Here is a 26,669-nt window from a genome sequence, read left to right on the forward strand (position 1 = left end):
TCAGCGCTATCTGCATCAATCTTTAGAAAAACAAAGCGTTAAAACTAAAACAGCCGGGTTTTAAGTTCTTTTTCATCGGCAAAAGGTCCTGCGATTGGGTTTTCGTCGCGTTTTTGACCTAAGAAATCAGTATCAAAAGTGATAGGTGTTCCATCAGGATTTTCATAGTTTTCTTCAGGTTCAAAAGCCGGAGGAATATCTGCCGTATGCATCAATTTGCATTTTGTCTTTGGAAGGAACTCATATAGATTTGTTTTAAGAGTTATCTTTCCGTCTTTTTCCTCATAACTGATTTCTACATTGTTCTTTGTGTCGACATAAGCGTCTTTTTCTTTAGACATCGGTTTTGCCCCGTTGAAGTAGATGTTTCCTCCAGCCCAAACAGGGAGTTCCGAATAATAACGGTCTGTAGCCACTGAGCCCATTCCGCAGTAGCCTTCAAACATTTTATCCCACTCTTCAAAAGAAGGATATTTTTCAAATTTGAATGTACCGACTTCAATATTTCCATCGTCCCAGCAATTCGGCTCTTTTTTAAATTGCTCCATTGCTGCTTTTAGTACCGGTCTCATAGGCTGCTGGATGAAAATGTTGTTGTAAAATTTATTATCACCGTGAAGAATCGTCATAAATCCTGCAATCTCTGTCCTGTGATTCATGTGGTATGGAGTATAGCGCGGAGAAATACGTCCGGGAGCCCCGTTATCAGTACCGATTCCAACGGAAACAAAACCTCCCGCGATGATATTGTGAATCATTGCAACGCCTTGTGTAGCAAGTTTAACAGCCCTGTCAGAAAGGAAAATGTTGTTGTCGAGCAAAGTCGGACCGTGAGAAACTTCTATGAATAAGTCTTCAGCGCAGCCTCCCATGCTCTCTTTATTTTGATTGTATTCTTTTGGAAGGGCGTTGTCGTGGAACAAATTTTGAGTTACACGTGTTCCTTGTGCCTGCCAGTCGAGCCAAATTCCGCGAGTACAGTGGTGAATATGGTTCCGGCGATAGATGCAGTCGATTGCCGCATGCATTTTAATGCCGCCGATCTCTGCCCCCGCAAGGTTCTGTTTGTTATTGATGTGATGAATGTGATTGTCTTCGATTACAGAGAATACCCCTCCAAGATGCCCAACAATTCCTGTCTGTCCACAATTATGGATATTGCAGCGACGGATTGTGTGCGAGCCTACATTGTCTTTAGACCATCCTTCTAGCTGAGCCTGACAGATACAATCGCGTTCAGTCTGAGTTCCGTCTTTGTATTTTGTTTTGAGCCACTTGTTGTCGTTGTTTGCTTGTCGGTATTTGCCGAGGGATATTCCCGAACATTTTGCTTCATAGATTTCACAATCTTCAATTATCCAGCCTTTAGACCAGTGTGGACCAACCATTCCTTCCTGATAAGCTGTCGGAGGCGCCCACTGGCTCGCTGCCTGTGAAATTTTAAATCCGGAAAGAGTGATGTACCCGATTCGTTCCGCTTCGGGATAAAAACAGCTTTTGCGCACTGAAATTTCTACATTTTCTTTGTTTGGATCTTTGCCCTGAAAGTTTGCATAAAAAACAGTTTCGTCTTTTTCTTCATCCTGTTCGCACATCCATTTATAAACGGAAAATTCCTGATCCCACGAAGGAATAAAAATTTCAGCTTTTTTTACTTCTTCAAGTGTTTGAACTTCATACATCGATTTTTCATTAAGGTAAACATCTCCAAGATGTGCAGTCATGTAGGCAATGAACCAGTCGCCGCTTACCAATTTTGTGTACGGATTAAAATCACCGAAAATCGAATTCGGAACACGAGCTGTCCAAACATTTCCTTCGAGTTTAGTCCAACCAGAGAGAATTTCGGCACCTGTGATGTGAGCCCCAAGCATTTTTTCCGAGCGGAAAACAACAGGCTTATCTGGAGTCCCCGGATTTTTTGGATTCACCGCTTCGCGATATGTCCCGGGAGCAACGATAATTTCGTCTCCTGCCGCTGCGACATCTGCCGCATATTGAATTTTATTAAACGGTTTTTCTTTAGAGCCATCTCCGCCTTTTCTTGCAGAGGAATTAACATAGTATTCCATGGGATCTCCTGTAAATATGATATTTGACATAATTATATAGTTAATTTGTTTAAAAAGTATAAAAAAAGTATTCTAATATTGTAGAATTTCATTTATGTCGTTTTCACAGCCGATTCATAGTCGAAAGCTTATTTGACGTTGTGAGAGGTTTTGTCATGTAGAGAAACTTTATATTGATTTTTTACAGCTTTTAGTTTTGCTTCGCCGCAATTGTTCGAGTTTTTTGCATTATCTTAATCAGCGTAAATCGGTTCAAAATCATCTGCCGGGTGCCCACAGATTGGGCAAACAAAATCAGAAGGAAGATTCGATTCATTTAGTTCGTACCCGCAGATTTTGCATCTCCAGCCGATAATCTTTTTGTCGGTTTGTACTTTTGTTTTCGGCTTAATATCTTTTTGGTAATCTGCGTATGTGATAGGAGCTTTATCGCTCATCACTTTTGCATCTTGAACTTCTGCGATAAAAAGAGAATGAGTTCCAAGGTCAGTAGAGCTGATAATTTTGCAAGTCAACAAAGAACAAATCTGCTTTTTGATGTAAGGATTTTTGTTGGCGTCGAGTTCGTATGCAAAATCTGCAAATTTATCTACGTTGCGACCGCTTTGGTATCCGAAATGTTTGATTGTATCAAAGGTTGTATCTTTATCCAGAACAGAAAGAGAGAATGTCCCGGACTTTTTTATCATTTCGCAAGTCAGGTTTGTATTGATTGCAGCAATTGCAATACGAGTTGGGTCATTTGCAACTTGCATACAAGTGTTCGTAATGCATGCGTTGATTTTTCCATCTAAATTAGCACCGAGAACAAAAACTCCATAAGATAAATTAAAAAAAGCTTTTTCTTCCATAAAAGTAACTCCTGAAAATGTCGTAGAAGACAAATTCTCAAACACTTGATTTTAAAAATTTACAAAAGCAAATCTTCAACCTTAATTATATTTTAGAATTTGATCGAATTCAAACAATATTTTATAGCTTGCTGGCGGTTCTTCCGGTTCTTGCCCCAAATCGTATTGCCATAAAATTTGACCTTAAATAAAACCTGTGTTATATTTAACATAATTTATTAGGAATATTTTAAATAATATTTATTAAGAAAGAATCTACCCATCTGTAGGAAGTAATGCCATGAAATTTTTTGATACTCACGCTCACATCGGGCTTATATATGATGACCCTATTGAACAATTACGCGTGATTCAGCAAGCAAAACAGGCTGGAGTTACTCGCATCGTAAGCATCAATAACAGTCTCTATGATTTTAACAGAGTTTATCCAAATTTAAAGTCAATTTCTGGAATTTATCACGCCGTTGGAGTTGCTCCGTCAGAAGTTACAAACCCTGGAGCAGACTGGATCAATACAATCGAAAAAAGTCTTGAGTTGCCGAATGTTGTCGCAGTAGGAGAAACCGGATTAGATTATTTTAAACAATTTGGAGACAAGCGTTCACAGATTGAATTGTTCATCACTCAGTTAGAGATAGCTCAAGCTCACAAAGTCCCTGTAATAATTCACAACCGTGATGCAGGGCGCGACCTCTATGATATTTTAACAGAAAGAATCCCCGATGCTGGTGCAATTCTTCATTGTTATTCAGAAGATGCGGCATTTGCAAAAAAATGTCTCGAAAAAAACATCTGGTTTAGCTTTGCCGGCAATCTCACTTATCGCAATGCGCGCAATCTTCATGAAACTGTGTTGAACATTCCTGTTGACCGTATTTTGATTGAAACAGAAAGCCCGTTTATGATTCCTGCAGAATTCCGTGACCGAAAAAGAACGATGCCTGCATATCTTCCTTCGACTGCAAAATTCCTTGCAGAAATGCTTGACATGGATCTTGAAGTTCTGAGTGAGCAGTTGTGGAAAAACAGCTGCAAAGCGTTTAATCTGCCTGAATAACTTGATAAAATTGTTTCCAAAATGGAAAGCTTGTATCACCCTGTAAAAATTGGAAATGTTGAATTAAAAGGAAATCTCTTTTTGGCGCCGGTCGCAGGTTATAGTGATGCGGCGTTTCGTTCTGTCTGCATAGAAAATGGAGCTTGCTTTACTTACACAGAAATGGTGAGTGCCGAAGCTCTTGTACGAAAAAATCTTAAGACAGAAACTTTGATGAAACGTGCCTGCAACGAAAAAGCGTATGCCGTTCAGATTTTTGGTGGAGAGCCGGAAATCATGGCACAAGCGGCAAAAATTGTTGTTGAAAAAACACACTGCGAAGTGATCGATATCAATTGTGGCTGTCCTGTCCCTAAAATTATTAAAACAGGAGCAGGTTCTGCTTTAACTCGTGAGCCCGAAATGCTATTCAAAATTGCAAAAGCGGTTGTAGAAGCTGTGGAGTCAACCCCTGTAACTGTAAAAATCCGTTCAGGGTGGGAACAAAAACAGATTACATGGAGAGAAGCGGCTCAAGCAGCGTTGGATGCCGGCGTTAGTGCGATAACAATTCATCCTAGAACGCGTGCACAAGGGTATGAAGGTCATTCCGATTGGAGCGTTATGAAAGAACTTGTCAAAATGGTCAACAATCGAGTTCCTGTTTTCGGTTCAGGTGACCTTTTCAAACCTGAAGATGCCAGAGATATGCTTTTACAGACGGGAGTCAGCGGAGTAATGTTTGCGCGTGGAGCGATGGGAAATCCTTTTATATTTAAAGATGCGACATCGCTTTTGACTGATGGGGCTTATCAGCCTGTTCCGCCTGATGTCCGCGTGAAAACAGGATTTATAGAGCTCGAGCGACTTGTAGCAGAGACAAACGAAAAGCATGCTTGCATGGAAATGAGGAAACGTTTTTCTGCATATTCTAAAGGAATTCAAAACGGAGCTTTGCTGCGGGCAAAAATTGTTCACGCTGCAACTGTTCAGGATTATGCAGACATTTTCGCAGACTTTTTACACTGATGAGACTTTCTTCAGCCGGACACTGATGCCTTTCCATGCAGCAGCATTTTGCCGTTTCTTCGATTAGATTTAACGTGGTGCAATGCGCAGTTTGTCAAAATAGCATTTTTCTGTTAGAATAACTCAAATTATTGCGATGAATTTTATTAAGACAATATCAGAAATTTTTAATTCTATATTTAGAAGATCCTCTCCCGAAGTTCAGAAAAAACAGCAGATAAAGAAATTAGAAAATGAAATTAGAGAAATTCAACCTGCTATCTGTCGTAATGGTATGCTTTTACCAAATTTTGGAGAAGCTCTTTTTGCTCTTTATAAAAACACGCGTAATCTCGACAATCTTTTTTCACAGACAATCAGTTTGAACAACTTGCCGCGCCAGCATCGTTTTGAAGCTCAGCTGATTATGACTGGATATTCGATTGATGATCAAGAAATAATAGAATCGCTTTCATTTGAAAGGCGCAAACAAGAAGTCCTTGAAGAAGAACAGAATCCCGACCGCGTTTACATACATCAGAGAAAGCAACTTGAAACTGTCTTAAAAGAACTAAATACAGAACCGTTCAAAAAAATGGACAGCGATATATTAAATCTTCGTCAATTTGTAGAATTCTGCCATTACAATTATACTCCTTTTTTGCAGTCATTCGATTCAAACTTTCTATCTGGCGATATGCTCTATAAACCTTCTTACAAGGAGCTTCCCGCCACAAAAGCTCTCAATCTTCTTGAAGATTTATATTACCAAACAAGCGGATTAAAAATTACAACTTCTACAGCAGATGCAGTACTTGCTCTTGCAAGGCTCAAAAAAGGAAGCGATTTAACGGAATCGGAACAAAAAAATTATGTAGAAAATATCAAAAAAATTAATTATGTGCTAAATAAATTGCTTTCTCCCGAAAAACTTAAACTTTTAATCAGATATTGTAAACAAGACGGCACTTACGAACCTCAAGTTGCAAAATATTCAGGCTCTCCTCGTCAGGACTTTGCAAACATGCTTCAATCGCGCTTTTCGGCAGATGAACAGCGAATTAAGTCAGAGATTCAAGATGAGACAATTTCGGAAGAAGTACATGCCCTCTTTCCTGAAAGATCTCTAGAAGAGGTCGGCTCTTATAATCAAGTTATGAATTCATTGCTTCAGACAGAAGTTTCAATGTCGTTCAAATGGATTTTGCCGCTGAGAATATTAAAAACTTTTTTGAAAGTCTATGTTACAGATCAGACAAAATCTCTTCTCGACGACCTTGTGATAGAAGGGTTTTTCAATAACCCCGCTTATAAAACGACTTTTTCTTCAATTGTGTATTCAGCTATAAATGCAGATAAATCGATCGCCGCTTTTGAAGAGACGTTTGTACAAGGGCAAAAAAATAGCATCTCTGTATTGGAAAGCTATATTCACGACAGCAAAAAAGATAAAGATTTTTTTAAACGCCTTGAAAAAATGGTTCAAGAAATCAACGATGACGCTCACAAAGTTCTCCAGCAACAAGTTACAAATCTTCTTTCTCTTTACCGGCAGGTTGGGGAACTTCTTGAAGATTCTAAAAAAACTTCGTGTGAAATTATTTCTAACTTAAAAGCGCTGATGATGTCTTCTCGCAACAGGGATAAGACAAATTTCTTAGAGCAAAAATACCCAAGTTGGAATATTTTTTTTGAAATTATGAAAAACTATGTTATTATTACAAATGGGGAACTTTCTCATGAGTAAAAGCAGAGCTAAAAAGACTGAGCAACAGAACACAAACTTTCATAAAGTTGAGATTCCATCTCACGGCGAATTTGAAAACCACATTCAATATGAAAAAAGAATTTACGACCTTGAGCAATTGCTTGATATTGCGCGGTCGTTTTGTCAAAATCTTGATTTCAGCAATCTTCTTGAATCTATTGTTTATATTTGTATGGCGCAGATGCACGTACTTGGTGCAGAAATTTTTGTCCGAGACCTTATAACAAATGAAAGTTTTATACTTGAAACCGGAAAAATATTTTCTGATGACCATAAAATTACAATTCCTGTAAAATCGCCAATCACAACAACTTTGCTTGAACTTAAAAAACCTGTAACTCCTGATGAGTTGGAATGTGAAGTGGGAGACTGCCAGTATCTTGAAGAAATAAAAAAATTAAATCCGACGTTGATAGTTCCGCTTATCCAAAAAAAACATTTGAATGGAATTCTAATACTTCAGGAACGGCTCACATTTGAAGAAAATCAAGTTTATACGGAATATGAACAACAGCAGATTATGGGTATTGCTGCCCTCGCTGCCGTTGCAATCAACAATGCGGTCCTAATTGAAATGTCATCGACAGATATGATGACACATCTTAAATTGAAATATTATTTCTTTAACTTGCTGACTCAAGCGATAGATTCTGCGTTTTTAAACAATCAGAATATAGCTGTCCTGATGTTCGATATTGATTTTTTTAAAAATTTTAACGATACGTATGGGCATGAATGTGGAGACATGGTTTTGATAGACGTTGCAGAAATCATCAAAAATAGTCTCCGTGAAGCAGATATTGCAAGCCGTTACGGTGGAGAGGAATTTACAGTACTTTTGTATGATACCGGGAAAAAAGAAGCTATGATTGTTTCTGAAAGAATCCGTTCGGCAATCGAAAAGCATGATTTTCTTTATAACAATCAACATCTTCATGTGACAATTTCTTGCGGAGTTTCTGTTTTTGACGCCGAAAAAAATCTTGTTAATTCGCCAAATGAATTTGTAAATCAGGCGGATCAAGCGCTGTACATATCAAAAAATGAAGGAAGAAACAAGGTGACATATTTTGAGCCAAAGAAAAAAAAATAAGTTTATTTTACGCCGTCCTTTTAAATATAGGTACACGCATTCAACTTTGTTTTTAATATTTTTGAATTTTATTGTATACGGGGCGTGCTATCTTTTTCCAAAAGTCTATCAGTATGTTCATTATTACGGGGCAATGAATGTTGTTCTTGTTGAACGCGAGCGCATGTACTGGCAGTTTTTGACTTACATGTTTGTCCACCAAAATATTTCACACGTTTTTTTTAACATGCTTGGACTTCTTGTTTTTGGATTGCAGATTGAACGTGCAATCGGTTCAACGGAGTTTAAACTCTTTTATTTTGTATGTGGCATTCTCAGCGGATTTTTTTCTTTTCTGCTTTACAAATTTACTGGAAATTATAGAACTTTTTTGCTCGGTGCAAGCGGGGCGATTTATGCAGTATTATTTGCGTATGCGGTGTTTTTCCCACGTTCAATAATCATGATTTGGGGAATTATTCCTGTTCCGTCTCCTGTTCTTGTTTTTATATATGCAATTATCGAGATTGTCAGTCAACTTATGGGAACCGGCGGAAACGTTGCGCACATGACTCACTTGTTTGGGTTTCTTGCAGCGTGGCTTTACTTTGTAATCAGAATGGGGATTCATCCTGTAAAGATTTGGAAAAAAACTTACAGCAGATGACGATATTGTAGATGATGAAAACTTTTTCTAAAAAGACAGCAAAATCGTTTTTCATTTGCTCGCTTTTTACGGCATATTGCATACATTTTCTTGCAGCGCAAACTCCATCGGTAATAGAAAATGTGAGGATTCCACTTTGGGCAGACCTCGATGCGTATCCCGAAGTTTCGGCAGAAAATCAAAAAAAAATTGACAGAGACACTGATGCAAATTCTTTGATTGCTCAATATAAATATCCGATTGAGCGAATGAAAGAGACTGCCCCTTTTATTATAAACGGAATGGTTTACGGCTGGAGTTTTGTTTATACTCCCAAAGACAATATACGAAAAGTCGAAGAATATCTTGAAGTAGAAGAGATTTCATCATCTGATTTAGTCAGGCGAAATATAAATTATTCGTCACCTTGGATAGAGAATAACCGTTTCAACTGCTGGTGCGAATACACAAGGACTGACGCTCAAATTCAGAATTACAATCTGTGGAGTTCAATTCAAAACCCTATAATTTCGGGACGAGGCTATGGAGCTGTTTCAAAGGGGTTTGAAGGTCTTCGTGAAGCCGCCCAAGATGCTCTAAGAACTGCAATCCGTTCCTATTATAGAAATCTGATAAAAAATAAACCAAAACAAATCACAGGCTCTGTCCTTGTGCGAAATATCCCAACAATCGGAGTTGATTCAGGGCGTTATGTAATTAACCTTGATTTTTTTCTTGAATCGGGTAAAATAACACAGTATAATGTTTACTAAATAGAGAGGTTGTATATATGAAGAAGCTTATAACTTTTGTAACTTGCTTGACGCTGTTTTGTGCAGGAATGTTTGCAGCTCCTGTTGAAAATACACTAGATAATGTCGATGCCGTAGAAAAATACGATAAAACTAAGACAACAACAGAGACAATTATACCTGAAAATCAACATGTAACAGATAAGAATGCGACTGTAAAAATTGAATATGAACCGATGTACGATCAAGCTCGTATTTATTATGAGACGCTTTACGTAACTTATGATCGCGGTGAAGCTATGAACACTGTGATTGCAGTTCTTCAGGATTTCCAGAAAGAACGCAAATATTATTCATATCACTATATAAAAGATGACACTGTAAAATTTTATAAAGATGATAGAGGACAGAGAAAAGCTGTTTATTCTTCGAAAGTAAAATTTACACGCTAAACTATTTAGTATTTGTAAAAAATTTAGTACAATAAAGACCGGTATTTCTTTAGAGAAGCCGGTTTTTTTATTATTGGTTTATAATTTTATTAAAACCAATAAAAATGTTGGGTCATGCCTTTTTATAAAATCATCGCGTGGTCTGATTTATAAGGATATTAAAAATGGATATCAAAAACACAATTAAAAATCTTCATCCGCTCGAAATCAAAGTTTTATTGAAGTATTCGGAAAAAGATGAACTTACGTCAGAAAAATTGCAGAAAGATTTGTCTTACAAAGAAGGTCATGCTAATCAGGCATTTTCTTGGCTTTCAGGGAAATCTCTTCTAAAAGAAATTAGGCGCACGCCTCACACATATTTTGAAATTACAGATTATGGTCGTTCAATCGCAAAAACCGGGACTGTTGAAGAGCGAATGGTAAATTTTCTGAAAGACAACGGGGCGCATCTGATGCCGGAAATTGCTACAGGAATCGGGCTTGAACAAAAAGATGTCGGTTCTGCATTTGGGCCTTTGGTTAAAGAGGGCGTTCTAAAAATGAATGCTGAAAAGAAAGTTGAATATACAGGTTCTGCTCTTCCGGCTCGAATAACTATCACTTCTGCTTTGATAAAAAAAGCGATGGCTGAAGAAAACGGTCAACTGAACAAAGATGACCTTTCTGCTGCTGAATTAGAAGCGATGAATGGTCTTGCAAAAAAACGAGGTGCAGCTGATTCTCCTTTTAAAATTATTGAGCGCGAGACTGTGTTCTATAGATTGAGCTCAGAGTTTGAGAAAATTCGCGATGAACTTAAAAAAGCCGGAGTTACAGGGAACGAAATCGGTGAAATTACACCAAAAATGCTCGCAACCGGTGAATGGAAAAACGGAACTTTCCGAGGTTATAACATTGCAATTCCACCTGCACGCATCATTCAGGGACGAACAAACCCTTATGTACAGTTCCTTGAGTCTGTAAAAGATAAACTCTGCTCTCTCGGATTTCAGGAATTTGATGGACCGCTTGTAGAAACAGAGTTCTGGAACGGAGACGCATTGTTTATGCCTCAGTTCCATGCAGCACGCGATATTCACGACGTTTACCGACTAAAAAATCCTACACACGCTAAGATGATTGAAGAACCGTATTTGAGCAGCGTAAAAGCCGTTCACGAAAACGGTGGCAAGACTGGCAGCCGTGGATGGAATTACACATTTGATAATGAATTTACACGCCGTCTTATATTGCGCTCACAGGGGACTGTTTTGTCTGCGCATCAGCTTCATAAGGCGGAAGTTCCTGGAAAATATTTTGGTATTGTTCGTTGTTTCCGTTATGACAAAGTAGATGCAACGCACCTCTCGGACTTTTATCAGACAGAAGGTATTATTGCCGGCAACGATGTTACATTGCGAGATCTACTCGGTATGCTCAAGATGTTTGCCACAGAAATCGCAGGTGCTACAGAGGTAAAATACGTACCCGGCTATTTTCCTTTTACAGAACCTTCAATCGAAGTTCACATCAAACATCCTGTTCTAGGTTGGTTTGAGCTTGGCGGCTCTGGAATATTCCGTCCTGAAGTTACAAAAGCTATGGGGCTCGACTGCCCTGTTTTGGCATGGGGTATCGGTATCGATCGCATGGCGCTTATGGCTCTTGGATTAAACGACTTGCGCCAGCTGTTCTGCGAAGATATAGAGCAGGTAAGGCTTAGAAAAGCAAAATTCTAGATATCAGGTTTCGAAAAACACCCGAACGGAAAATTGCCGAAAAAACGGAATATGATTTTGTCACATTTTAATTGAGTCGACAACAGTGTTGAGTGCGTTGTCGATTTCGGAAATGTTGTTTTGGTTGAGTACGGCAATTCTGAACATCCCAGCTTCTAGAAGTCCGTAAAGGATTTCATTTAAATCTTTCACATTCAAATCTTTAAACTCTTTGTTTTGAATGCCTTTTATCAAAATTGTACTCATGAGGTGACGCAGGCGAATCGTCCGTCTGCGAACGCGTTCGTTTGTGTCTATCCCTGATTTTTTGAGCTGCATAAGGTAATTTAAAAGGACATTGTAGAGTTTTTTATTTTCTTCACAAGAAGCTGCTAGCAACCTTAGGACTTTTCTCAACAGCACTTCTGCACTAAGGGTTTCATCTTTCATTATCGATTTCAGTTTGATTTCGAGGTCTGAAAGCAGCGCTTTGATGCTGCCTAAGAAAATTTCGTGCTTGTTTTTAAAATAAATGTATAAAGTTGTTCGCGTGATTCCGCAGCGGTCTGCAATTTTTTGAAAAGTTGCATCTTCGTAACCTTCATCTATAAAGACATCGAGAGATTTTTGGAGAATTTCGTGTTTGCGTTTGTCGTGTTCAACTACGATGGCCATTTATTTACCTCTCCTGTAAATATAAAAAGATGTATCGAGATTTCCTGCTTTGATTTTTTTTATGCTGCCGGTCTTATGTCCAAATGTTTCCATGAAGTTCGGGTTAGATGTGATTATTCCAAGATCCCAATTTTCAAAGTCTGTCCAGAGGCTTCTCATTTTTTTGTAAAGAGAGCGAGCTTCTTCATCATCTCCGAGCCTTTCTCCATAAGGCGGATTGCAGAGAATCAGTCCGTTTTCATACGGGGCAGAAAGGTCCGAAAAATCAGACTGGATAAAATCAGGTCGCTGGATGTGGCTGTTTATCCCTATTGATTTTAATGCACGGCCTGCCATGACGCATGCGTGTTCAGCATTTTGTTTTGCTCTGGAAACTGCTTTGTCATCGATATCCGAACCTGTGATACGGACTTCAACATCTGTGCGGATTTGTCCAGCCTCTCTTGCCTTTATCTCCTCTGCGCGTGCGGCATTGAAAATTGGAAGATTTTCGAGAGCGAATCGGCGTCCAAAACCCGGGGCAACGTTGTAAGCGTAAAGGGCTGCTTCAATCGCAATTGTTCCGGAACCGCAAAACGGATCATGCAATGGAGTTTTTCGTCGCCACATCATTTCTTGAAGGAGAACTGCCGCCGTAGTCTCGCGGAGCGGTGCGATGCCTCCGTCAGTGCGGTATCCTCGCTTGTGCAACGGAAGCCCGGACAAATCTAGCAGAACAGAAACATTGTTATCTTCCACATAAACTCTGACGTTGTTTTCTTCCCCTGTCTCAGGAAGGTTCGATATGTGCCAAACATCTCCGAGCTTTGAATAAATAGCTTTGTGAATAATTCCTTGAATTGAATGTTCCGAGTTTAATTTACTGCGCGATGTTCTTATCTTGTCTACAATTATTCTGGAATCTTTTTTTAAAAAGTCCTGCCAATTGACAGAATAAGCTCCGTCATATAATTCATCAAAATTAAAAGCTTCGTATTTTGCAAGTTGAAGGTAAACTCTATCTGCCGTGCGTAGGCAAAGGTTTGAACGGAACAATGCGTCGTCATCACCGTAAAAAGCGACACGACCGGGAGCATTCCCCGCCGGTTTATATCCTAAATGTTTAATTTCATTGCCAAGAATTTTTTCAGCACCGATTGCACATAACGCTACAAGAGTATTCATCGCATTAAATTAACATTTTCTCAAAAAATGTTCAATTGTCATGGAAAACGTCGAAGGGCTGTTTGTTTTTGTCGGAGAGTTGCCCCGATACATGAAAATAACTCAATGTGAAATTTTTCTTGAGTAATCTAGCCCGTTTGAGCCATTTAATGATGGGATCACAATCGTTGTGATTCCGTGTTCAAATGTGATAGGAGTTGGCTCTGTAAAGGAAATTCGTTTGCACACAAGTTTATTTTCAGGGATTGGATTTCCGTCACTGTCGACAGTCGCAACGTATTCCTTTTTTTGTGCAAGTAGTCCTGTGATTTTAATCTCTTTATCAAGAAATATATCTGGAAGTTTATCGCGCAGAGTAATCTCCGTCATTGAAGCGACAGAATCAACAGGAAAAAGCTGAATGTCTTTAGAATTTGAAACGATAATCATCGGGGAATATTCGGAAAAATCATCGTTGTTAGGCAAAAGCATACTTCCTTCAATTTTGATAGAATAATTTGCGCTGTTATAAATAAATTTTACACCTTCTGCCTGATAGTGGAAAGTTCGGGAAGCATCATAACCTTTTTTTACTTCTTTTGGGTCAGACCATTCTGTTTTATAATTTCCGTCCGGCATGCTATAACGGAGCATGTATTTGTATTTGTGATTTTTATATACGAGAGAGTCCGGGAACGGATATCCGTTTTTGAATTTTTCATTCGGAACTTCATTCATCTGTTTTGGAAAAAGAACGCCGATATTTACGATTTCCGATTCTTTGTTTGGAATTGTCACATCTTGACGGTAGACGTTTATGTATTTTGTATCGGCACTTTTTACAGGGATTGAAACTATCAGGTTATCGTTTTCGTAGTAAATATCAGGAGCGTCCCAGTTTTCGCCAATAACGATTCCGGTTTTACAACTGTTAAAAATAATAAAAGAAAATAAAAAAATTGATAAGGAATTCGAAATGTTCTTTTTCATATAAACCGCCTTTACAAGTTATCGGCAGAAAAGCTGTATTCCTTTAGCCTGCTTAAAACGTATAGCAAATAACAAAAAAATAATTTATACTATAAAAAGTTTACTTAATAAAAATATTCTTAACATTTTTGGAGAAGCTGATATGGGAATCACATTAAGAGAAAAATTCGGTAGCGTTATTGGTGACATTATGAAACTCTCACGTGCTGCTGCAAAAATTGACGAGACAAAAGTTTACGAAGAGGCAAATCTCGGAACAAGAAAGTACATGTATGGACTTTTGGACGAAACTTTTTCAAAAGATTCGCAACTTGGAAATATTGAAAATTTTAAAGAGTTTTATGATGATGTGGCAAAAAACGGCAAAACCGGGCTTATCCTGATGGAGCATTACACAAACCTCGACCTGCCAGGTATCATTTATCTTTTAGAAAAATATGGAGAAGAATGGGCTAAAGATTTTTCTTCGAGAATTGTTGCTGTTGCAGGGATGAAGCTAAATGAATCAAACCCGGGCGTTCGGGCATTCTCTGAAGGGTTTACACGTGTTGTAATATATCCGACGCGCAGTTTGAATTCTGTTGAATCAAAAGACATCTCTGAAGAAGAAAAAAAGGCTGAGGAGCAAAAAGCCCGCAAGATTAACTTTGCCGCAATGCGCCAGATGGATATATGCAAAAAAAGAGGTCAAATTATTCTTGTTTTCCCAAGCGGCACGCGTTACAGACCTGGTCAGCCGGAAACTAAAAGAGGTCTTCGTGAAATAGACAGTTATCTTCGACTTTTTGATAAAATGCTTCTCGTTTCAATCAACGGAAATTGCCTTCGCATCAATCCCGAAAATCCGAACGATATGCTTTCCGATATTCTTGAGCCTGGAAAAGTTTCTTACACGGCGGCTCCTGTGCTCGATTGCAAACAGTTTAGAGATGATGTTCTTGCAAAACTTCCACCTGATGATCCTGATCCAAAGCAAAAAACAGTAGATGAAGTTATGAAAATCCTTGAAAACCTTCACGATGAAGTTGAAGCGAAAGATTCAAAATAGTCAAAAAAGAGATTAAAATGAAAATTGTCGATTTAAAAACAGAACTTTCAAGCACAACTTATCCCGGACGCGGAATTGTCGTTGGTAAATCTGAAGATGGAAAACACGCTGTCGCTGCTTATTGGACGATGGGGCGCAGTGCAGGAAGCCGCAACAGAGTTTTTGTTGAAGATGGAGACGGAATTAGAACGCAGGCTTTTAATCCGGCTTTAATCGCAGGAGACGCAAGCCTTATCATTTATTCTGCTGTTCGCATTTTTAAAAACAAGACGATTGTTACAAACGGCGATCAGACGGATACGATTTTTGAAGGGCTCTCAAAAGGGCTTTCATTTGAACAATCTCTTTGTTCACGAAAATACGAACACGACGCTCCTAATTATACACCGCGAATATCTTCAATTTTAAATTTTGATTCGGGAAAATATGACTATGCTCTTTCGATTCTAAAAAGCGATGCGGGAAATCCAGAAAATACTTTGCGGTTTACTTACGCTTACGACAATCCTGTAAATGGACAAGGTCATTACATTCACACTTATATGGGAGATGGAAATCCTCTTCCCAGCTTTGAAGGAGAGCCTGTAAAAGTAAAAATCTCCGGAAAAATCGACGAATTTGCAGACGAAATCTGGAATTCTCTGAATGAAGAAAATAAAGTTTCACTTTTTGTAAGATACATAGATATTGGAAGCGGCAAGTGGGATTCTCGCATCATCAATAAAAATAAATAGACTAGAGCGCAACGCTGCTTGTAAACGTTTGGAGACGGTGAAAAATGAGAAAAAATGGCGGAATGTATTTTTTTATATCATTCTCGTTGCTTTCTTTTTTTGCAGCCTTGTTTGTCTCATGTGCTCAAATTGAAAATCAAAAATGGGACAATGATGCTGTTGTCATCGATAAAAAGTACAAGGATTTTGCTTTTGACGTAGATTCGTACCTTGAAACAAAACATTTTCGCGGGGCAATCCTCGTCGGGAAAAAAGGCAAAATCATCTACGCTAAGGGCTACGGTTTACGCGATAAAAAATCAAAAAAAAACTATGAAAATGGAATAAACTCCGTCTTTGAGGTGGGGTCAATCACAAAGCAGATGACTGCAGCTGCTGTTATGCAGCTTGCCCAGCAAAAAAAAATATCTTTAGATGACAACATTTCGAAGTATTTTTTTCAATATAAATACGGCGATGATATAACAATCAGGATGCTTTTGAGCATGCGTTCGGGGCTTACAGACCACATCAACGCTTCTGAAGATTTTTTTCCGAAAGATGTAAACCGTTATATTCAAGAAAGGCAACTTGCTTGCAAACCGATAAACGATAGGCTTGTTGAAGATTTTTTTTACGATGCCCCGCTTCTTACAAAGCCGAACACTACATATTTTTATTGTAATACAAATTATTACATTTTGGCGCGAATTATAGAAAAAGTCAGCGGAATGTCTTATCACAAATATATGGAAAAAAACATATTTAAAAAGTGCGGAATGGACAATACGAATCAAGAATTTCAAAAAACAGATACGCGAGGGTATGATTACAAAGGAAGGTATTTTAGCATTCCATCAGAGATAGCGTTTGGCTGCGGAGATGTAAATTCAAGCGTGATAGACCTTTTTAAATGGAACAATTGCCTTACCGGCGGAAAAGTTGTAAGCAAAAAATCATTTAAAAAAATGATAAATACACAGTCTTACGGATTTGGAGTTTATCGCCGTGAAGATTCAATGTTCCACGCGGGGATGACAAATGTTTTTAATTCTTATGACGGCTATTATTTTGATGAAAAACTCTCTGTCATTGTGCTTACGAACTGCCCAATCAATGAAGTAAACGCAACTTTGGTCGCACGGCATATAAAAAAAATATTCGATGGGAAATAAAGTTGATTTAAAAACTTATCAGATTGGCGTGGTGTGAGCCGGATTCAGAACCGCAATCAGATTGAAAAAACAATACATATTTTGTAATATGGAAGAATGAAAGAACTTCAATTAAAGTATGGTTGCAATCCAAACCAAAAACCTGCAAGGGTTTTTATGGAAAAAGGCGATTTACCGATTACTGTTGTCAACGGTAACCCGGGATACATCAACTTGCTCGATGCATTGAACGGCTGGCAGCTTGTAAAAGAATTGAAATTGGCGACTGGGCTTCCGTCAGCAACTTCGTTTAAACACGTTTCGCCTGCCGGTGCTGCCGTAGGGCTTCCTCTTTCAGATACGCTCAAAAAGATTTATTTTACAGACAATGTTGAACTTTCTCCGCTCGCAGCTGCTTATGCAAGAGCGAGAGGTGCCGATAGAATGTCTTCATTTGGAGACTTTGTTGCGCTCAGCGATGAATGTGACGAGGCGACTGCGCTTTTGATTAAAAAAGAAGTCTCGGACGGTGTTATTGCACCCGGTTTTTCACAAAAAGCTTTGGAAATCTTAAAAGCTAAGAAAAATGGCAACTATTGTATAATTCAAATAGAGCCAAACTATGTCCCTGAAGAATTGGAACGAAAACAGGTTTTTGGCGTTACTTTTGAGCAGGGGCACAACTTTCTCAAAATTGATGACAGTGCGCTTTCAAACATCGTTACAAAAAATAAAAAACTTACAGAAGAGCAAAAACGCAATCTGATTATCTCACTGATTGTTTTAAAATATACACAGTCCAACTCCGTTTGTTTTGTAAAAGACGGTCAGGCAATCGGAATTGGGGCGGGACAGCAATCTAGGGTGCACTGCACACGTCTTGCAGGGCAAAAGGCTGATAACTGGTGGCTTCGTCAGAGCCCAAAAGTCCTTGCCCTTGAGTTTGTAGAAGGAATCAGACGTGCGGACCGCGACAATGCAATCGATGTCTACATTGGCGAAGAATATATGGATGTTCTTGCAGATGGAAAATGGCAGAACATTTTTAAAGTAAAACCCGAAGTTTTCTCTCGTGAAGAAAAAACAGAATGGATTTCGAAAAACACAGATGTTGCGCTTGGCTCAGACGCATTTTTCCCGTTCGGCGACAACATTGATCGCGCAAAAAAGTCTGGAGTGACAGCGATTGCCCAGCCGGGAGGCTCTGTCCGCGACGATTTAGTTATAAAAGCTGCCGACGACTACAACATGGTGATGTGCTTCAACGGAATCAGGCTGTTCCATCATTGATTGATAAATTTTATTTTTTGATACATAAAAAAGTAGATATAGCAAAAGTTCAAACTAAACAGAATTCTCAGGAGAAATTAGTATGAAATTTGAGACGAAAGTTTTGCACAGCGGTTATAAACCGGAAAATGGCGGACCCGGAACTATTCCAATCGTTCAGAGTACAACTTACAGATTTGACAGCTGTGATCATGTTGCTGCCCTTTTTGATAAACCGACCGAGTTTATGTATTCACGATTTGCAAACCCCACATGCGATGCTGTTGAAAAGAAAATCGCTGATTTGGAAGGTGGAGTCGGCTGTATGCTTACATCATCCGGGCAAGCAGCAAGTTTAATTTCTATTTTGAACTTGTGTCAGAGTGGTGATAGTTTCATAGCGTCTTCTTCGATTTATGGAGGAACAATAAACCTTTTTGGTTTTACTCTTAAAAAACTTGGAATTGAATGTATTTGGGTCGATGTAAATTCTTCTTATGATGAAATTGAAAAAGCTTTTAAGCCAAACACAAAATGTGTCTTCGGTGAAACGATTTCAAATCCATCTCTCACAGTGTTTGATATTGAAACTTGGGCAAAAGCCGCACATGCTAAAAACGTTCCTTTAATCGTCGATAATACGTTTGCAACACCGTTTTTGTGCCGTCCGTTTGAATGGGGTGCAGATATCGTTGTTCATTCAACGACAAAATATATGGATGGACACGCAGTCCAGGGCGGCGGCGCAATCGTAGACAGCGGAAATTTTGACTGGGAATCTACGTTCAAAAAAACAGGCAAATTTGCTGATATGGTAGAACCTGATGAAAGTTACCATGGGCTGTGTTATGTCAAAGATTTTGGAAAAGCCGCTTACATTGTAAAAGCCCGCACTCAGCTTATGAGAGACTTCGGTTGTTATCCTTCAGCTCAGAGTGCATTTTATTTGAACTTGGGGCTTGAGACGCTCCCGATAAGAATGGAACGCTATTGCCAAAATGCGATGAAAGTTGCAGAGTTCTTAAAATCATCAGATAAGATTGCAAAAATTTCTTATCCGGCGCTCAAAGAAGATGCGTATCACGCACTTGCACAAAAGTATTTGCCGAAAGGAACTTGTGGCGTGATTGCAATCAGCATGAAAGGTGGACGCACTGCGGCAGTTCGTTTTATGGATGCCTTGAAACTTTCTTCGGACGAAGTGCATGTAGCAGATATCAGAACATGTGTTCTTCATCCGGCAAGTGCAACGCACCGTCAGCTTACAGACGAACAGCTTGTTGCCGCAGGAATAGATGGAGGAATGGTGCGCGTTTCAGTTGGGCTCGAAAACGTTGAAGATATAATCGAAGATTTGAAATTAGGATTGGCTGCAATCTGATTGGAGTGTTTTATGGACTTAAAAAAACTTCAAAACGGAAGTGATATACGCGGAGTTGCATGCGAAGGCGTCGAGGGAGAATCTGTCAACTTTACGGCGCAGAATGCAAAACAGATTGGTTGTGCTTATATAAGCTGGCTTTCTAAAAAACTCAATCAAGAACCTCATGCTCTTCACGTTGGAGTTGGCAGGGATTCTCGCATAACAGGCAAGGAATTTGCAGATGCGCTTATGGACGGTATGATAAGTGCCGGCGCTACTGCTATTGATTGTGGAATGGCAACGACCCCTGCAATGTTTATGTCTATCATCTTCCCTGAAACAAACTTTGAAGGCGCTGCAATGATAACTGCGAGCCATCTTCCTTTCAACAGAAACGGAATAAAGTTTTTTGATCAGGATGGCGGTCTTGAGCACGAAGATATCACAGAGATTTTAACCCTTGCAAATCTGTTAAACCCACAGCATATTCAGCAGGAAATTCCTTGCTGCGATTTGGTAGATATCTATTCAGAATACATGAAAACAAAAATCATAGATGAACTTAAACCGCTTGGAAAAGGGGAAAAACCGCTTGAAGGGCTTCACATTGTTGTAGACAGCGGGAACGGTGCGTCAGGTTTTTTTGTAGATAGAATTTTAAAACCGCTTGGGGCAGATACAACGGGAAGTCAGTTTCTTGAGCCTGATGGAAGATTTCCGAATCACGTTCCGAATCCGGAAAATAAAGCTGCAATGGAAGCAATACGCAGCGCTGTTTTGAAAAATAAAGCTGACTTGGGCTTGATTTTTGATACTGATGTTGACCGAATGTCTGCCGTTTTGAGCGATGGGAGAGAAATCAACCGCGACTCGATTATCGCAATGATTGCTGCAATTCTCGCGCCGAAATATCCCGGCTCTACAATTATCACTGACTCAGTTACTTCTGACCGTTTGACTTACTTTTTACAAGACGTCTTGGGACTTAAACATTTGCGTTATATGCGCGGCTACAAAAATGTAATAAACAAACAAAAAGAATTGAACGCTTCAGGGATAGTTGCTCCTTTGGCAATGGAAACTTCCGGGCACGGTGCATTAAAAGACAATTATTTTCTCGATGACGGGGCATTTCTCGGCGTAAAGCTTGTGATAGCCCTTGCTCAGGCAGCTGCAAAAGGAAAGAAACTCGACAGCTTGATTGAAAAACTTCCGCCTCTTGTTGAAGAAAATGAATATAGGTTTAAAATTTCAGGAGAAGACTTTAAAGAATACGGAAAATCAGTCCTTGAAGAATTCAAAAAGAGAGCGGTTGCGGCAGGTTATGAAATGCCACAATCTTACGAAGGTGTCAGGCTTTCATTTAAACCCGGTAAATCGAGTGCCGGGGACGTTGAAGGCTGGATGCTTTTGAGATTGAGTCTGCACGATCCTGTAATGGCGTTAAACATCGAAGGTGGGCGCAAAGGCGACCTCGCAAAACTTGTAAAAATTGCAAAAGAACTCACCGACGGTTTTGAAAAACTTGACAGGAGTTTGCTTAAATAATCGCACGAAGACATCAGATAAAACAGAATTTGTCAGCAAAGATTGTCGGCAAATTCTGTCGAACATGAAAAATTTACTTGTATACTTTTGCAACAAAATTTCGTTTTACTTTTTGCGAAGTTGTCATTTCAAGAGGCTCTTTGAGCAAAGTGATTTTTGTAATTTGAGAATAAGGCTGCAATGTTTTGTTTACTTTGTTGACTGCCGATTTTATTCTTTCGAGCACCTCTTCCTGAATAAACTCGTTGTTCCTTTCGCACCCGATCTCTTTGAATAGAGAATCGCTAGGATAGATGAGCGCTTCAATCTCTTCTGATGTAGGCTCATTTTCAGGATGATAAGCCCGAACAGTTACTTGCTGAACATCGGGAATCAACTGGAAGCTGTCTTCAATCTCTTCTGGATATACATTTTTACCACCGGCAGTGACTATTAGGTTTTTTGCGCGTCCGCACAACATGATGTAGTTTTCTTTGTCCATCCAACCTAAGTCTCCGGTTTTAAGATATCCGTCTTCAGTGAACATAGCTTTTGTCTCTTCCGGCATATTGTAGTAGCCTTGCATAACCATCGGACCTTTTACTGCGATTTCGCCGACTTTTTGGAAACCTTTTCTTGTAAGCATCATTTCACCGTTTATGATTTTTACATCTTCATAAGGATAGAATGAACGTCCGACACTTCTGATTTTAAAATGTTCCAGAGGATTTAAGGCGATGATAGGCGAAGTTTCTGTAAGCCCATATCCTTGAATAAAATCTATCCCCATTTCATTGTACTGCTTGAAGACAGAGGAAGCCAAAGGTCCTCCACCGCAGATTGCAACTCTAAGCGTGTATATGTTTGCCTGTTGCAAAATCGCTTTGAACATTGATTTTCCAATGTTGTATCCTGTCATTGTTTTTACAAAAAATGAAATGCCGCGCATCAAAGCAACGACGCCCTCTACGATTTTCCCTTTAGATTTGATTCCGTTTCTTATTCCGAATAAAAGTTTGTTGTAAAGGAGAGGAACGCCGAGCATGATTGTGATTTTTCCTTCTTTTAATTCTCTCATCAGTTTTGAAACTGCAAGGCTTTTTCCGAACACAATTTCAGCTCCTGTCTGAATTGGAACAATAAATGCGGCTTGCATTGTGTAAGCGTGGTGAATAGGAAGCAGTGCGTAGAAAACGTCTGTGTTGTAAATTGTGAGGTTTGTCTGAGCGATAAAACCGTCCGACATGAGGTTTTTGTGAGACAGCATTACTCCTTTTGGCTTTCCTGTCGTCCCTGATGTGAACAAAAGCGCTGCTGTGTCGTTTTCTTCGGGAGCTTCGTTTGGGGTGATTTTTTTGTCTGTCTTGAGGTTGTAAACAAATAAATCGCCGGCACTCCTGTTGAGTGAGAGAATTTTTATATCTTTGAAATTCTTTTCGTAGAAAGGTTTTTTGTCATCGTCGCAAAAAACAAATTTTGGGCTTGAAGTATTTATGATGTTTACAACATCAGGCTCGTGAAGCCCGTTGTCAATCGGAACTATGATTCCACTTGCATAAAGTACGCCGAGGTAGACAGTTGCCCATTCGGGAGAGTTTTTTCCCATCACGGCTACGCGGTCTCCTTTTTTTAACCCGTTTGCCGTAAGCCATTTAGCAAGAGTTTGAACATTTTCTAAAACTTCTTTAAAAGTCTTTGTCTGTTTTGATTCATTCGGACCGTCAAAATCTGTAAAAAACGGTCTGTCCCCATTTCGTTTTACCTGAATGTCTAGCATTTGGGGGAATGTAGGCCATTCACCAAAAAAATCTTTGTTGCGGAATTCATCAAGATAAGCCCATGGAGTTTGTGTTTTGCTTTTTTTCATTAAGTTCTCCCATTGAGTTGTATGTATATTTTTTATATTATACAACTGAATTGGAAAAAGTAAAAAAAGAAATAAAATTGGATAACAATCAAAAAAATCTTACGAAGATAGAGATATATGGATATAAAATACTTAGACAGTGTCCCTAAACGGATTCTTTTTGCACTTTTATTGATCTTCATATCATGCTGTTTTAGGCTTTGTGCGCAAGATATTACGCCTGCCCAAGCGCAAGTTACCCGTGAAAAATTTGTTGCCGAATCAAAAAAATATGTTGGGTGTCGGTACGTTTTGGGAGGCGTTGGTCCTGATACGTTTGACTGCTCCGGGCTAATCTATTACGTTGCTCGTCAGGCAATTCAAGTTCAACTTCCAAGAACTTCTCGTGCGCTTTACAGTTATTGCCGCATTGTCCCTGATGATAAACGGGAAATCGGAGATCTTCTTTTTTTTAAAACAAATAATTCTGCGCCGATAACACATGTCGGAATCTACATAGGAAACAGTCAGTTTATTTCGGCAATCAGCGACGGACCAAATTCTGGGGTAATCATTTCTTCTTTGAATCAACCTTATTGGAAACCAAAGTATGTTGCATGCGGTCAGTTTATAAAATCAGGCAGAACAAGCAAACGTTCTGATACAAATTCGGTTTCTGATTATGGATTTGAGGAAGAGGAATTTGACGAGAGTTCTGTTGAGAAGTTTTCTAAAAGCAGCAATGTTTTTTTTGATTCTCTTGTAGCTGATGCGGCTGTATTTTGCGACTGGGCATTTATCTCGCCAGATTCATTTATGCTGCAATTTCGGGGGATAGATATTCAATCAAATGTAAGATATACAGATTTTTCTCTTCAACCTGGAATCGGATTTGCGATTCGTTATAACCATGGTGTTGGAATCTTCCAAATACCGATTTTGTTCAGCACAACTCCGAACGATTTTGTGAGAATTTATGCAGGTCCTGTTTTTTCTGTTGGGACAGCCCGCATGATAAATAGCGGAGATGAAATCAGTCTATCTATATTTCCGGGAATTCTCGGCGTAAGTTTTTCAACTCCATATTTTAATATTGCTCATGCAAAAGTCCAGGTTGTCCAAGATATAAGCTACACTGTTTTCAATAAAGCAGACAATTCGGCGCTTCCTTTTGTTCAGTCGGTTGCCGCAGGACTTGTGTTTTGCACGGGAATCAGAGTTTCGATTGGGTTAAAATCATTCTTGAGATAAAATTGCTTTTATAAATATTTTCGAGGTTTTATGCGTAAGTCTATTTTTATTGTTTCTATTTTAGCGTCATTTGTTTTATTTTTTTCCTGCACGGCAGATATAACTCTCACTGAGCAAAAAGACGGCTCTGTAAAAGTTTTATTTTCCGGAAGGGCTGGAGATGAATTCAATAAACTTATCAACGGAAATAATGAAGGAAGTCTGATAGATGTAAAACAGATTTCGTATCAGCTTGAAAAAGCAGGATTTTCTGATGTCAAAGTGACAAACGATGATATAAAAGATGTAAAAATTTCAATGCTCGATAAATCAAAATCTTCGTATATATTTACTTCAGGGATAGTTTCTTCAAAAATGGATTTGAATATAAACAAGGAAAATCTTCGCAAATTTTACGAAGAAGCGGACGAGCAGACTCGGTTGATTTTAGATTTGTTAATCGCTCCAATTTTTAACGGCGAAGAGATGAGTGCAGATGAATATGTTGAGCTTTTGTCTTCGGTTTACGGTTCGGCAGTTGCGGAGGAAGTTCAAAAAGGTTTTGTAAATATCTCTTTGGTAAACTCTTCAGGGAAAAAAAGCAGCGTAAAAATCCCTGTGGCAGACTTGCTCTGTGGGAATGCGGAGATTACTTTTTAATTTATAAAAATAACCAATTACCATATACTTTTATTCAATTATTGTTTTCGGCGACTGTATAATATCATACTCATGAAAGAGTCGGAAATTTTTATCAACCAAGTCGGATATTTGCCTGGAGACGAGAAAACTGTGTTTGTCAGCGGGGCGTGTAAATGTTCTGCTGTAGAATTTGTTGTTCGGGATCGCTCTTCTAAAAAAGATGTTTTTACGGGGAAACTTTATCAGGCTCCTGATGACAAAGCTGTTGGAGAACCTGTCTTTAAAGGAGATTTTTCTTCACTCAAAGATGATGGAGAATATGTTGTCTGCATAAATGGCTCTGAAAGCTTTCCGTTCAAAATCTCTTTAAATATTTACGACGAAGTTTGCGATTCTGCACTCCAATATTTTAAAGAGGCGCGGTGTGGGCAGGGAAAGTGCCACGCTGCCACAGCAGAAATCTACGGCACTAAAGAGAAAAAAAATGTTCAGGGCGGTTGGCATGACGCCGGTGACTACGGACGCTATGTGATTACAGGAGCAAAATCTGTGATGGATTTGCTTCTTGCTTACAGACAGACAGGCGGAAAGTTTACAAATTTTAATTTACTCGATGAAGTCCGCTTTGAACTTGAATGGATGTTGCAGCTTCAGCGTGATGACGGTGGCGTTTACCATAAAATTTCGTGCTACAATTTTTGCGGCTTTATAATGCCTGAAGGAGAAAAGGAACAGCTTGTGATAGCCCCTGTCTCTACCTGTGCTACAGCAGATTTTGCCGGCTGCCTTGCGTATGCTTCAACTTTTTACAAAAATACAGATACTGCTTTTGCAAAGAAACTTGTTGAAGCTGCCGTAAAAGCTCAAAATTATCTTTTTTTACATGATGATGAACTTTATATAAATCCACCGGAAATCACAACAGGAGGATACGGAGACAGCGATGTTTCTGATGAGCGTTATTTTGCTCTCTGTTCACTTTGGGCTGTAACCGGAGAAGAAAAATACATTGCGCACGCTTTAAAAATTCGGGAGGAAAAGAAAAAAGAAATTCCTGATTTGGAACAACCTTGGAAAGGCGGATGGCGTGAAGATTTTAGCTGGTCGAGCGTCGCAGGGTACGGTACAGAAATCCTCCTTGAAAACGCAGATAAACTCGATAGGAAAGTTCTCGAAGAAATAAAAAACGACATCATCGTTCAGGCGGAAAAGGCTTTGCAGACCGCTAGAAAATCAGCATTCGGGTATTGTTCAAATTTTATTTCTTGGGGAAGCAATGGGGCAATTTGCGATTCTGGTCATTTAATGATTATGGCTTACGACATCACAAAACGTAAAGATTTTTTTATTGCAGCAAAACAGCAGATAGATTACATACTCGGTTGCAACCCGTTGAATTACTGCTATGTAACAGGCGAGGGAACTAAAAACCCCGTCAATCCTCATCATAGACCAAGCATAGCAAGAAAAAAAATCTATCGGGGAATGCTCGTTGGCGGGCCTTGTGCTGAACTTCAGGACACTTATGCAAAAGAACATCTTGAAGGCATGCCGGCTCTCAAATGTTATGTAGACGCCGTCCCAAGCTATAGCACAAATGAAGTTGCAATATATTGGAATTCTGCATTTATATACATTTTGTCACGTGTAAAATAATACCAAGTAAAACAATTGAATTTTTTCACCATCTCGATTAGGATTTATAGCAAATT

General features: G+C 39.1%; 23 protein-coding genes. 17 read left to right on the forward strand and 6 right to left on the reverse strand.

The window, feature by feature from the left end; all coding sequences use genetic code 11:
* Positions 1 to 44 precede the first annotated feature (44 nt).
* Complete coding sequence (locus tag H9I37_RS01600; protein ID WP_187380745.1) at positions 45 to 2,072, reverse strand: right-handed parallel beta-helix repeat-containing protein; 2,028 nt, start codon at positions 2,070 to 2,072, stop codon at positions 45 to 47.
* Between the two features lie 233 nt (positions 2,073 to 2,305).
* Positions 2,306 to 2,923, reverse strand: coding sequence for a flavin reductase (locus H9I37_RS01605; protein WP_187380746.1), 618 nt, complete (start codon positions 2,921 to 2,923; stop codon positions 2,306 to 2,308).
* A 280-nt stretch (positions 2,924 to 3,203) separates the two neighbouring features.
* On the opposite strand from H9I37_RS01605, the gene H9I37_RS01610 reads away from it, so the two are divergent.
* The 8 genes from H9I37_RS01610 to pheS all read left to right on the forward strand — a co-directional run bounded on the left by H9I37_RS01610 (position 3,204) and on the right by pheS (position 11,378).
* Entirely contained in the window at positions 3,204 to 3,980 is a 777-nt protein-coding gene (locus H9I37_RS01610) for a TatD family hydrolase (protein ID WP_187380747.1), read from the forward strand.
* A gap of 21 nt (positions 3,981 to 4,001) precedes the next feature.
* Positions 4,002 to 4,988, forward strand: coding sequence for a tRNA dihydrouridine synthase DusB (gene dusB, locus H9I37_RS01615; RefSeq protein ID WP_187380748.1), 987 nt, complete (start codon positions 4,002 to 4,004; stop codon positions 4,986 to 4,988).
* Between the two features lie 136 nt (positions 4,989 to 5,124).
* Positions 5,125 to 6,714, forward strand: a complete 1,590-nt coding sequence (locus H9I37_RS01620; protein WP_187380749.1) for a DUF5312 family protein — start codon at positions 5,125 to 5,127, stop codon at positions 6,712 to 6,714.
* Positions 6,707 to 7,828, forward strand: coding sequence for a diguanylate cyclase DgcA (dgcA, locus tag H9I37_RS01625; protein ID WP_187380750.1), 1,122 nt, complete (start codon positions 6,707 to 6,709; stop codon positions 7,826 to 7,828). The genes H9I37_RS01620 and dgcA overlap by 8 nt, the downstream gene beginning before the upstream one ends.
* Positions 7,806 to 8,474, forward strand: a complete 669-nt coding sequence (locus H9I37_RS01630) for a rhomboid family intramembrane serine protease (protein WP_187380751.1) — start codon at positions 7,806 to 7,808, stop codon at positions 8,472 to 8,474. Before dgcA ends, H9I37_RS01630 begins: the two co-directional genes overlap by 23 nt.
* An 11-nt stretch (positions 8,475 to 8,485) precedes the next feature.
* Positions 8,486 to 9,226 (forward strand): hypothetical protein, encoded by a 741-nt coding sequence (locus H9I37_RS01635; protein ID WP_187380752.1) that lies wholly within the window; start codon positions 8,486 to 8,488, stop codon positions 9,224 to 9,226.
* A gap of 17 nt (positions 9,227 to 9,243) precedes the next feature.
* Positions 9,244 to 9,657, forward strand: a complete 414-nt coding sequence (locus H9I37_RS01640; protein WP_187380753.1) for a hypothetical protein — start codon at positions 9,244 to 9,246, stop codon at positions 9,655 to 9,657.
* A 164-nt stretch (positions 9,658 to 9,821) separates the two neighbouring features.
* A complete protein-coding gene (pheS, locus tag H9I37_RS01645; RefSeq protein WP_187380754.1) occupies positions 9,822 to 11,378 on the forward strand; it encodes a phenylalanine--tRNA ligase subunit alpha in 1,557 nt (518 codons plus the stop codon).
* 60 nt (positions 11,379 to 11,438) lie between these two features.
* Here the strand turns inward: pheS and H9I37_RS01650 are convergent, their stop codons facing one another.
* From H9I37_RS01650 to H9I37_RS01660, 3 genes are all read right to left on the reverse strand, one after another.
* Positions 11,439 to 12,032 carry a TetR/AcrR family transcriptional regulator gene (locus H9I37_RS01650; RefSeq protein WP_187380755.1) on the reverse strand — a complete coding sequence of 198 codons (594 nt, stop codon included), beginning with the start codon at positions 12,030 to 12,032 and terminating at the stop codon, positions 11,439 to 11,441.
* Complete coding sequence (locus H9I37_RS01655; protein WP_187380756.1) at positions 12,033 to 13,196, reverse strand: THUMP domain-containing class I SAM-dependent RNA methyltransferase; 1,164 nt, start codon at positions 13,194 to 13,196, stop codon at positions 12,033 to 12,035. It lies immediately after the preceding gene.
* A 102-nt stretch (positions 13,197 to 13,298) separates the two neighbouring features.
* Entirely contained in the window at positions 13,299 to 14,165 is an 867-nt protein-coding gene (locus H9I37_RS01660) for a hypothetical protein (RefSeq protein ID WP_187380757.1), read from the reverse strand.
* A gap of 142 nt (positions 14,166 to 14,307) precedes the next feature.
* Here H9I37_RS01660 and H9I37_RS01665 point away from each other — a divergent pair, with 142 nt between their 5' ends.
* From H9I37_RS01665 to H9I37_RS01690, 6 genes are all read left to right on the forward strand, one after another.
* Positions 14,308 to 15,213, forward strand: coding sequence for a 1-acyl-sn-glycerol-3-phosphate acyltransferase (locus tag H9I37_RS01665; RefSeq protein ID WP_187380758.1), 906 nt, complete (start codon positions 14,308 to 14,310; stop codon positions 15,211 to 15,213).
* Between the two features lie 17 nt (positions 15,214 to 15,230).
* Entirely contained in the window at positions 15,231 to 15,947 is a 717-nt protein-coding gene (locus H9I37_RS01670) for an IMP cyclohydrolase (RefSeq protein WP_187380759.1), read from the forward strand.
* Between the two features lie 44 nt (positions 15,948 to 15,991).
* Positions 15,992 to 17,101: a serine hydrolase domain-containing protein gene (locus tag H9I37_RS01675; protein ID WP_187380760.1), complete on the forward strand. Its 1,110-nt coding sequence runs from the start codon at positions 15,992 to 15,994 to the stop codon at positions 17,099 to 17,101.
* Between the two features lie 96 nt (positions 17,102 to 17,197).
* Entirely contained in the window at positions 17,198 to 18,370 is a 1,173-nt protein-coding gene (locus H9I37_RS01680) for a phosphoribosylaminoimidazolecarboxamide formyltransferase (RefSeq protein ID WP_187380761.1), read from the forward strand.
* 82 nt (positions 18,371 to 18,452) lie between these two features.
* The gene (locus tag H9I37_RS01685) at positions 18,453 to 19,730 is read left to right on the forward strand and encodes an O-acetylhomoserine aminocarboxypropyltransferase/cysteine synthase family protein (protein ID WP_187380762.1); all 1,278 of its coding nucleotides are present in this window, start codon (positions 18,453 to 18,455) and stop codon (positions 19,728 to 19,730) included.
* A gap of 12 nt (positions 19,731 to 19,742) precedes the next feature.
* The gene (locus tag H9I37_RS01690; protein ID WP_187380763.1) at positions 19,743 to 21,260 is read left to right on the forward strand and encodes a phosphohexomutase domain-containing protein; all 1,518 of its coding nucleotides are present in this window, start codon (positions 19,743 to 19,745) and stop codon (positions 21,258 to 21,260) included.
* A gap of 73 nt (positions 21,261 to 21,333) precedes the next feature.
* On the opposite strand, the gene H9I37_RS01695 is transcribed toward H9I37_RS01690, so the two are convergent.
* A complete protein-coding gene (locus H9I37_RS01695) occupies positions 21,334 to 23,106 on the reverse strand; it encodes an AMP-dependent synthetase/ligase (protein ID WP_187380764.1) in 1,773 nt (590 codons plus the stop codon).
* A gap of 117 nt (positions 23,107 to 23,223) precedes the next feature.
* On the opposite strand from H9I37_RS01695, the gene H9I37_RS01700 reads away from it, so the two are divergent.
* The 3 genes from H9I37_RS01700 to H9I37_RS01710 all read left to right on the forward strand — a co-directional run bounded on the left by H9I37_RS01700 (position 23,224) and on the right by H9I37_RS01710 (position 26,613).
* Positions 23,224 to 24,336, forward strand: a complete 1,113-nt coding sequence (locus tag H9I37_RS01700; protein WP_187380765.1) for a C40 family peptidase — start codon at positions 23,224 to 23,226, stop codon at positions 24,334 to 24,336.
* Between the two features lie 30 nt (positions 24,337 to 24,366).
* The gene (locus H9I37_RS01705; RefSeq protein WP_187380766.1) at positions 24,367 to 24,975 is read left to right on the forward strand and encodes a hypothetical protein; all 609 of its coding nucleotides are present in this window, start codon (positions 24,367 to 24,369) and stop codon (positions 24,973 to 24,975) included.
* Positions 24,976 to 25,047: 72 nt separating this feature from the next.
* A complete protein-coding gene (locus H9I37_RS01710; RefSeq protein WP_187380767.1) occupies positions 25,048 to 26,613 on the forward strand; it encodes a glycoside hydrolase family 9 protein in 1,566 nt (521 codons plus the stop codon).
* Positions 26,614 to 26,669 lie beyond the last annotated feature (56 nt).

The organism is Treponema sp. Marseille-Q3903 (genome assembly GCF_014334335.1).
Lineage (GTDB): Bacteria > Spirochaetota > Spirochaetia > Treponematales > Treponemataceae > Treponema_D.

Coding starts and splice junctions, on each gene's coding strand:
- H9I37_RS01600 (WP_187380745.1), bottom strand. CDS start 2,072: ATGGAATACTATGTTAATTCCTCTGCAAGAAAAGGCGGAGATGGCTCT.
- H9I37_RS01605 (WP_187380746.1), bottom strand. CDS start 2,923: ATGGAAGAAAAAGCTTTTTTTAATTTATCTTATGGAGTTTTTGTTCTC.
- H9I37_RS01610 (WP_187380747.1), top strand. CDS start 3,204: ATGAAATTTTTTGATACTCACGCTCACATCGGGCTTATATATGATGAC.
- dusB (WP_187380748.1), top strand. CDS start 4,002: ATGGAAAGCTTGTATCACCCTGTAAAAATTGGAAATGTTGAATTAAAA.
- H9I37_RS01620 (WP_187380749.1), top strand. CDS start 5,125: ATGAATTTTATTAAGACAATATCAGAAATTTTTAATTCTATATTTAGA.
- dgcA (WP_187380750.1), top strand. CDS start 6,707: ATGAGTAAAAGCAGAGCTAAAAAGACTGAGCAACAGAACACAAACTTT.
- H9I37_RS01635 (WP_187380752.1), top strand. CDS start 8,486: ATGATGAAAACTTTTTCTAAAAAGACAGCAAAATCGTTTTTCATTTGC.
- H9I37_RS01640 (WP_187380753.1), top strand. CDS start 9,244: ATGAAGAAGCTTATAACTTTTGTAACTTGCTTGACGCTGTTTTGTGCA.
- pheS (WP_187380754.1), top strand. CDS start 9,822: ATGGATATCAAAAACACAATTAAAAATCTTCATCCGCTCGAAATCAAA.
- H9I37_RS01650 (WP_187380755.1), bottom strand. CDS start 12,032: ATGGCCATCGTAGTTGAACACGACAAACGCAAACACGAAATTCTCCAA.
- H9I37_RS01655 (WP_187380756.1), bottom strand. CDS start 13,196: ATGAATACTCTTGTAGCGTTATGTGCAATCGGTGCTGAAAAAATTCTT.
- H9I37_RS01660 (WP_187380757.1), bottom strand. CDS start 14,165: ATGAAAAAGAACATTTCGAATTCCTTATCAATTTTTTTATTTTCTTTT.
- H9I37_RS01665 (WP_187380758.1), top strand. CDS start 14,308: ATGGGAATCACATTAAGAGAAAAATTCGGTAGCGTTATTGGTGACATT.
- H9I37_RS01670 (WP_187380759.1), top strand. CDS start 15,231: ATGAAAATTGTCGATTTAAAAACAGAACTTTCAAGCACAACTTATCCC.
- H9I37_RS01675 (WP_187380760.1), top strand. CDS start 15,992: ATGAGAAAAAATGGCGGAATGTATTTTTTTATATCATTCTCGTTGCTT.
- H9I37_RS01680 (WP_187380761.1), top strand. CDS start 17,198: ATGAAAGAACTTCAATTAAAGTATGGTTGCAATCCAAACCAAAAACCT.
- H9I37_RS01685 (WP_187380762.1), top strand. CDS start 18,453: ATGAAATTTGAGACGAAAGTTTTGCACAGCGGTTATAAACCGGAAAAT.
- H9I37_RS01690 (WP_187380763.1), top strand. CDS start 19,743: ATGGACTTAAAAAAACTTCAAAACGGAAGTGATATACGCGGAGTTGCA.
- H9I37_RS01695 (WP_187380764.1), bottom strand. CDS start 23,106: ATGAAAAAAAGCAAAACACAAACTCCATGGGCTTATCTTGATGAATTC.
- H9I37_RS01700 (WP_187380765.1), top strand. CDS start 23,224: ATGGATATAAAATACTTAGACAGTGTCCCTAAACGGATTCTTTTTGCA.
- H9I37_RS01705 (WP_187380766.1), top strand. CDS start 24,367: ATGCGTAAGTCTATTTTTATTGTTTCTATTTTAGCGTCATTTGTTTTA.
- H9I37_RS01710 (WP_187380767.1), top strand. CDS start 25,048: ATGAAAGAGTCGGAAATTTTTATCAACCAAGTCGGATATTTGCCTGGA.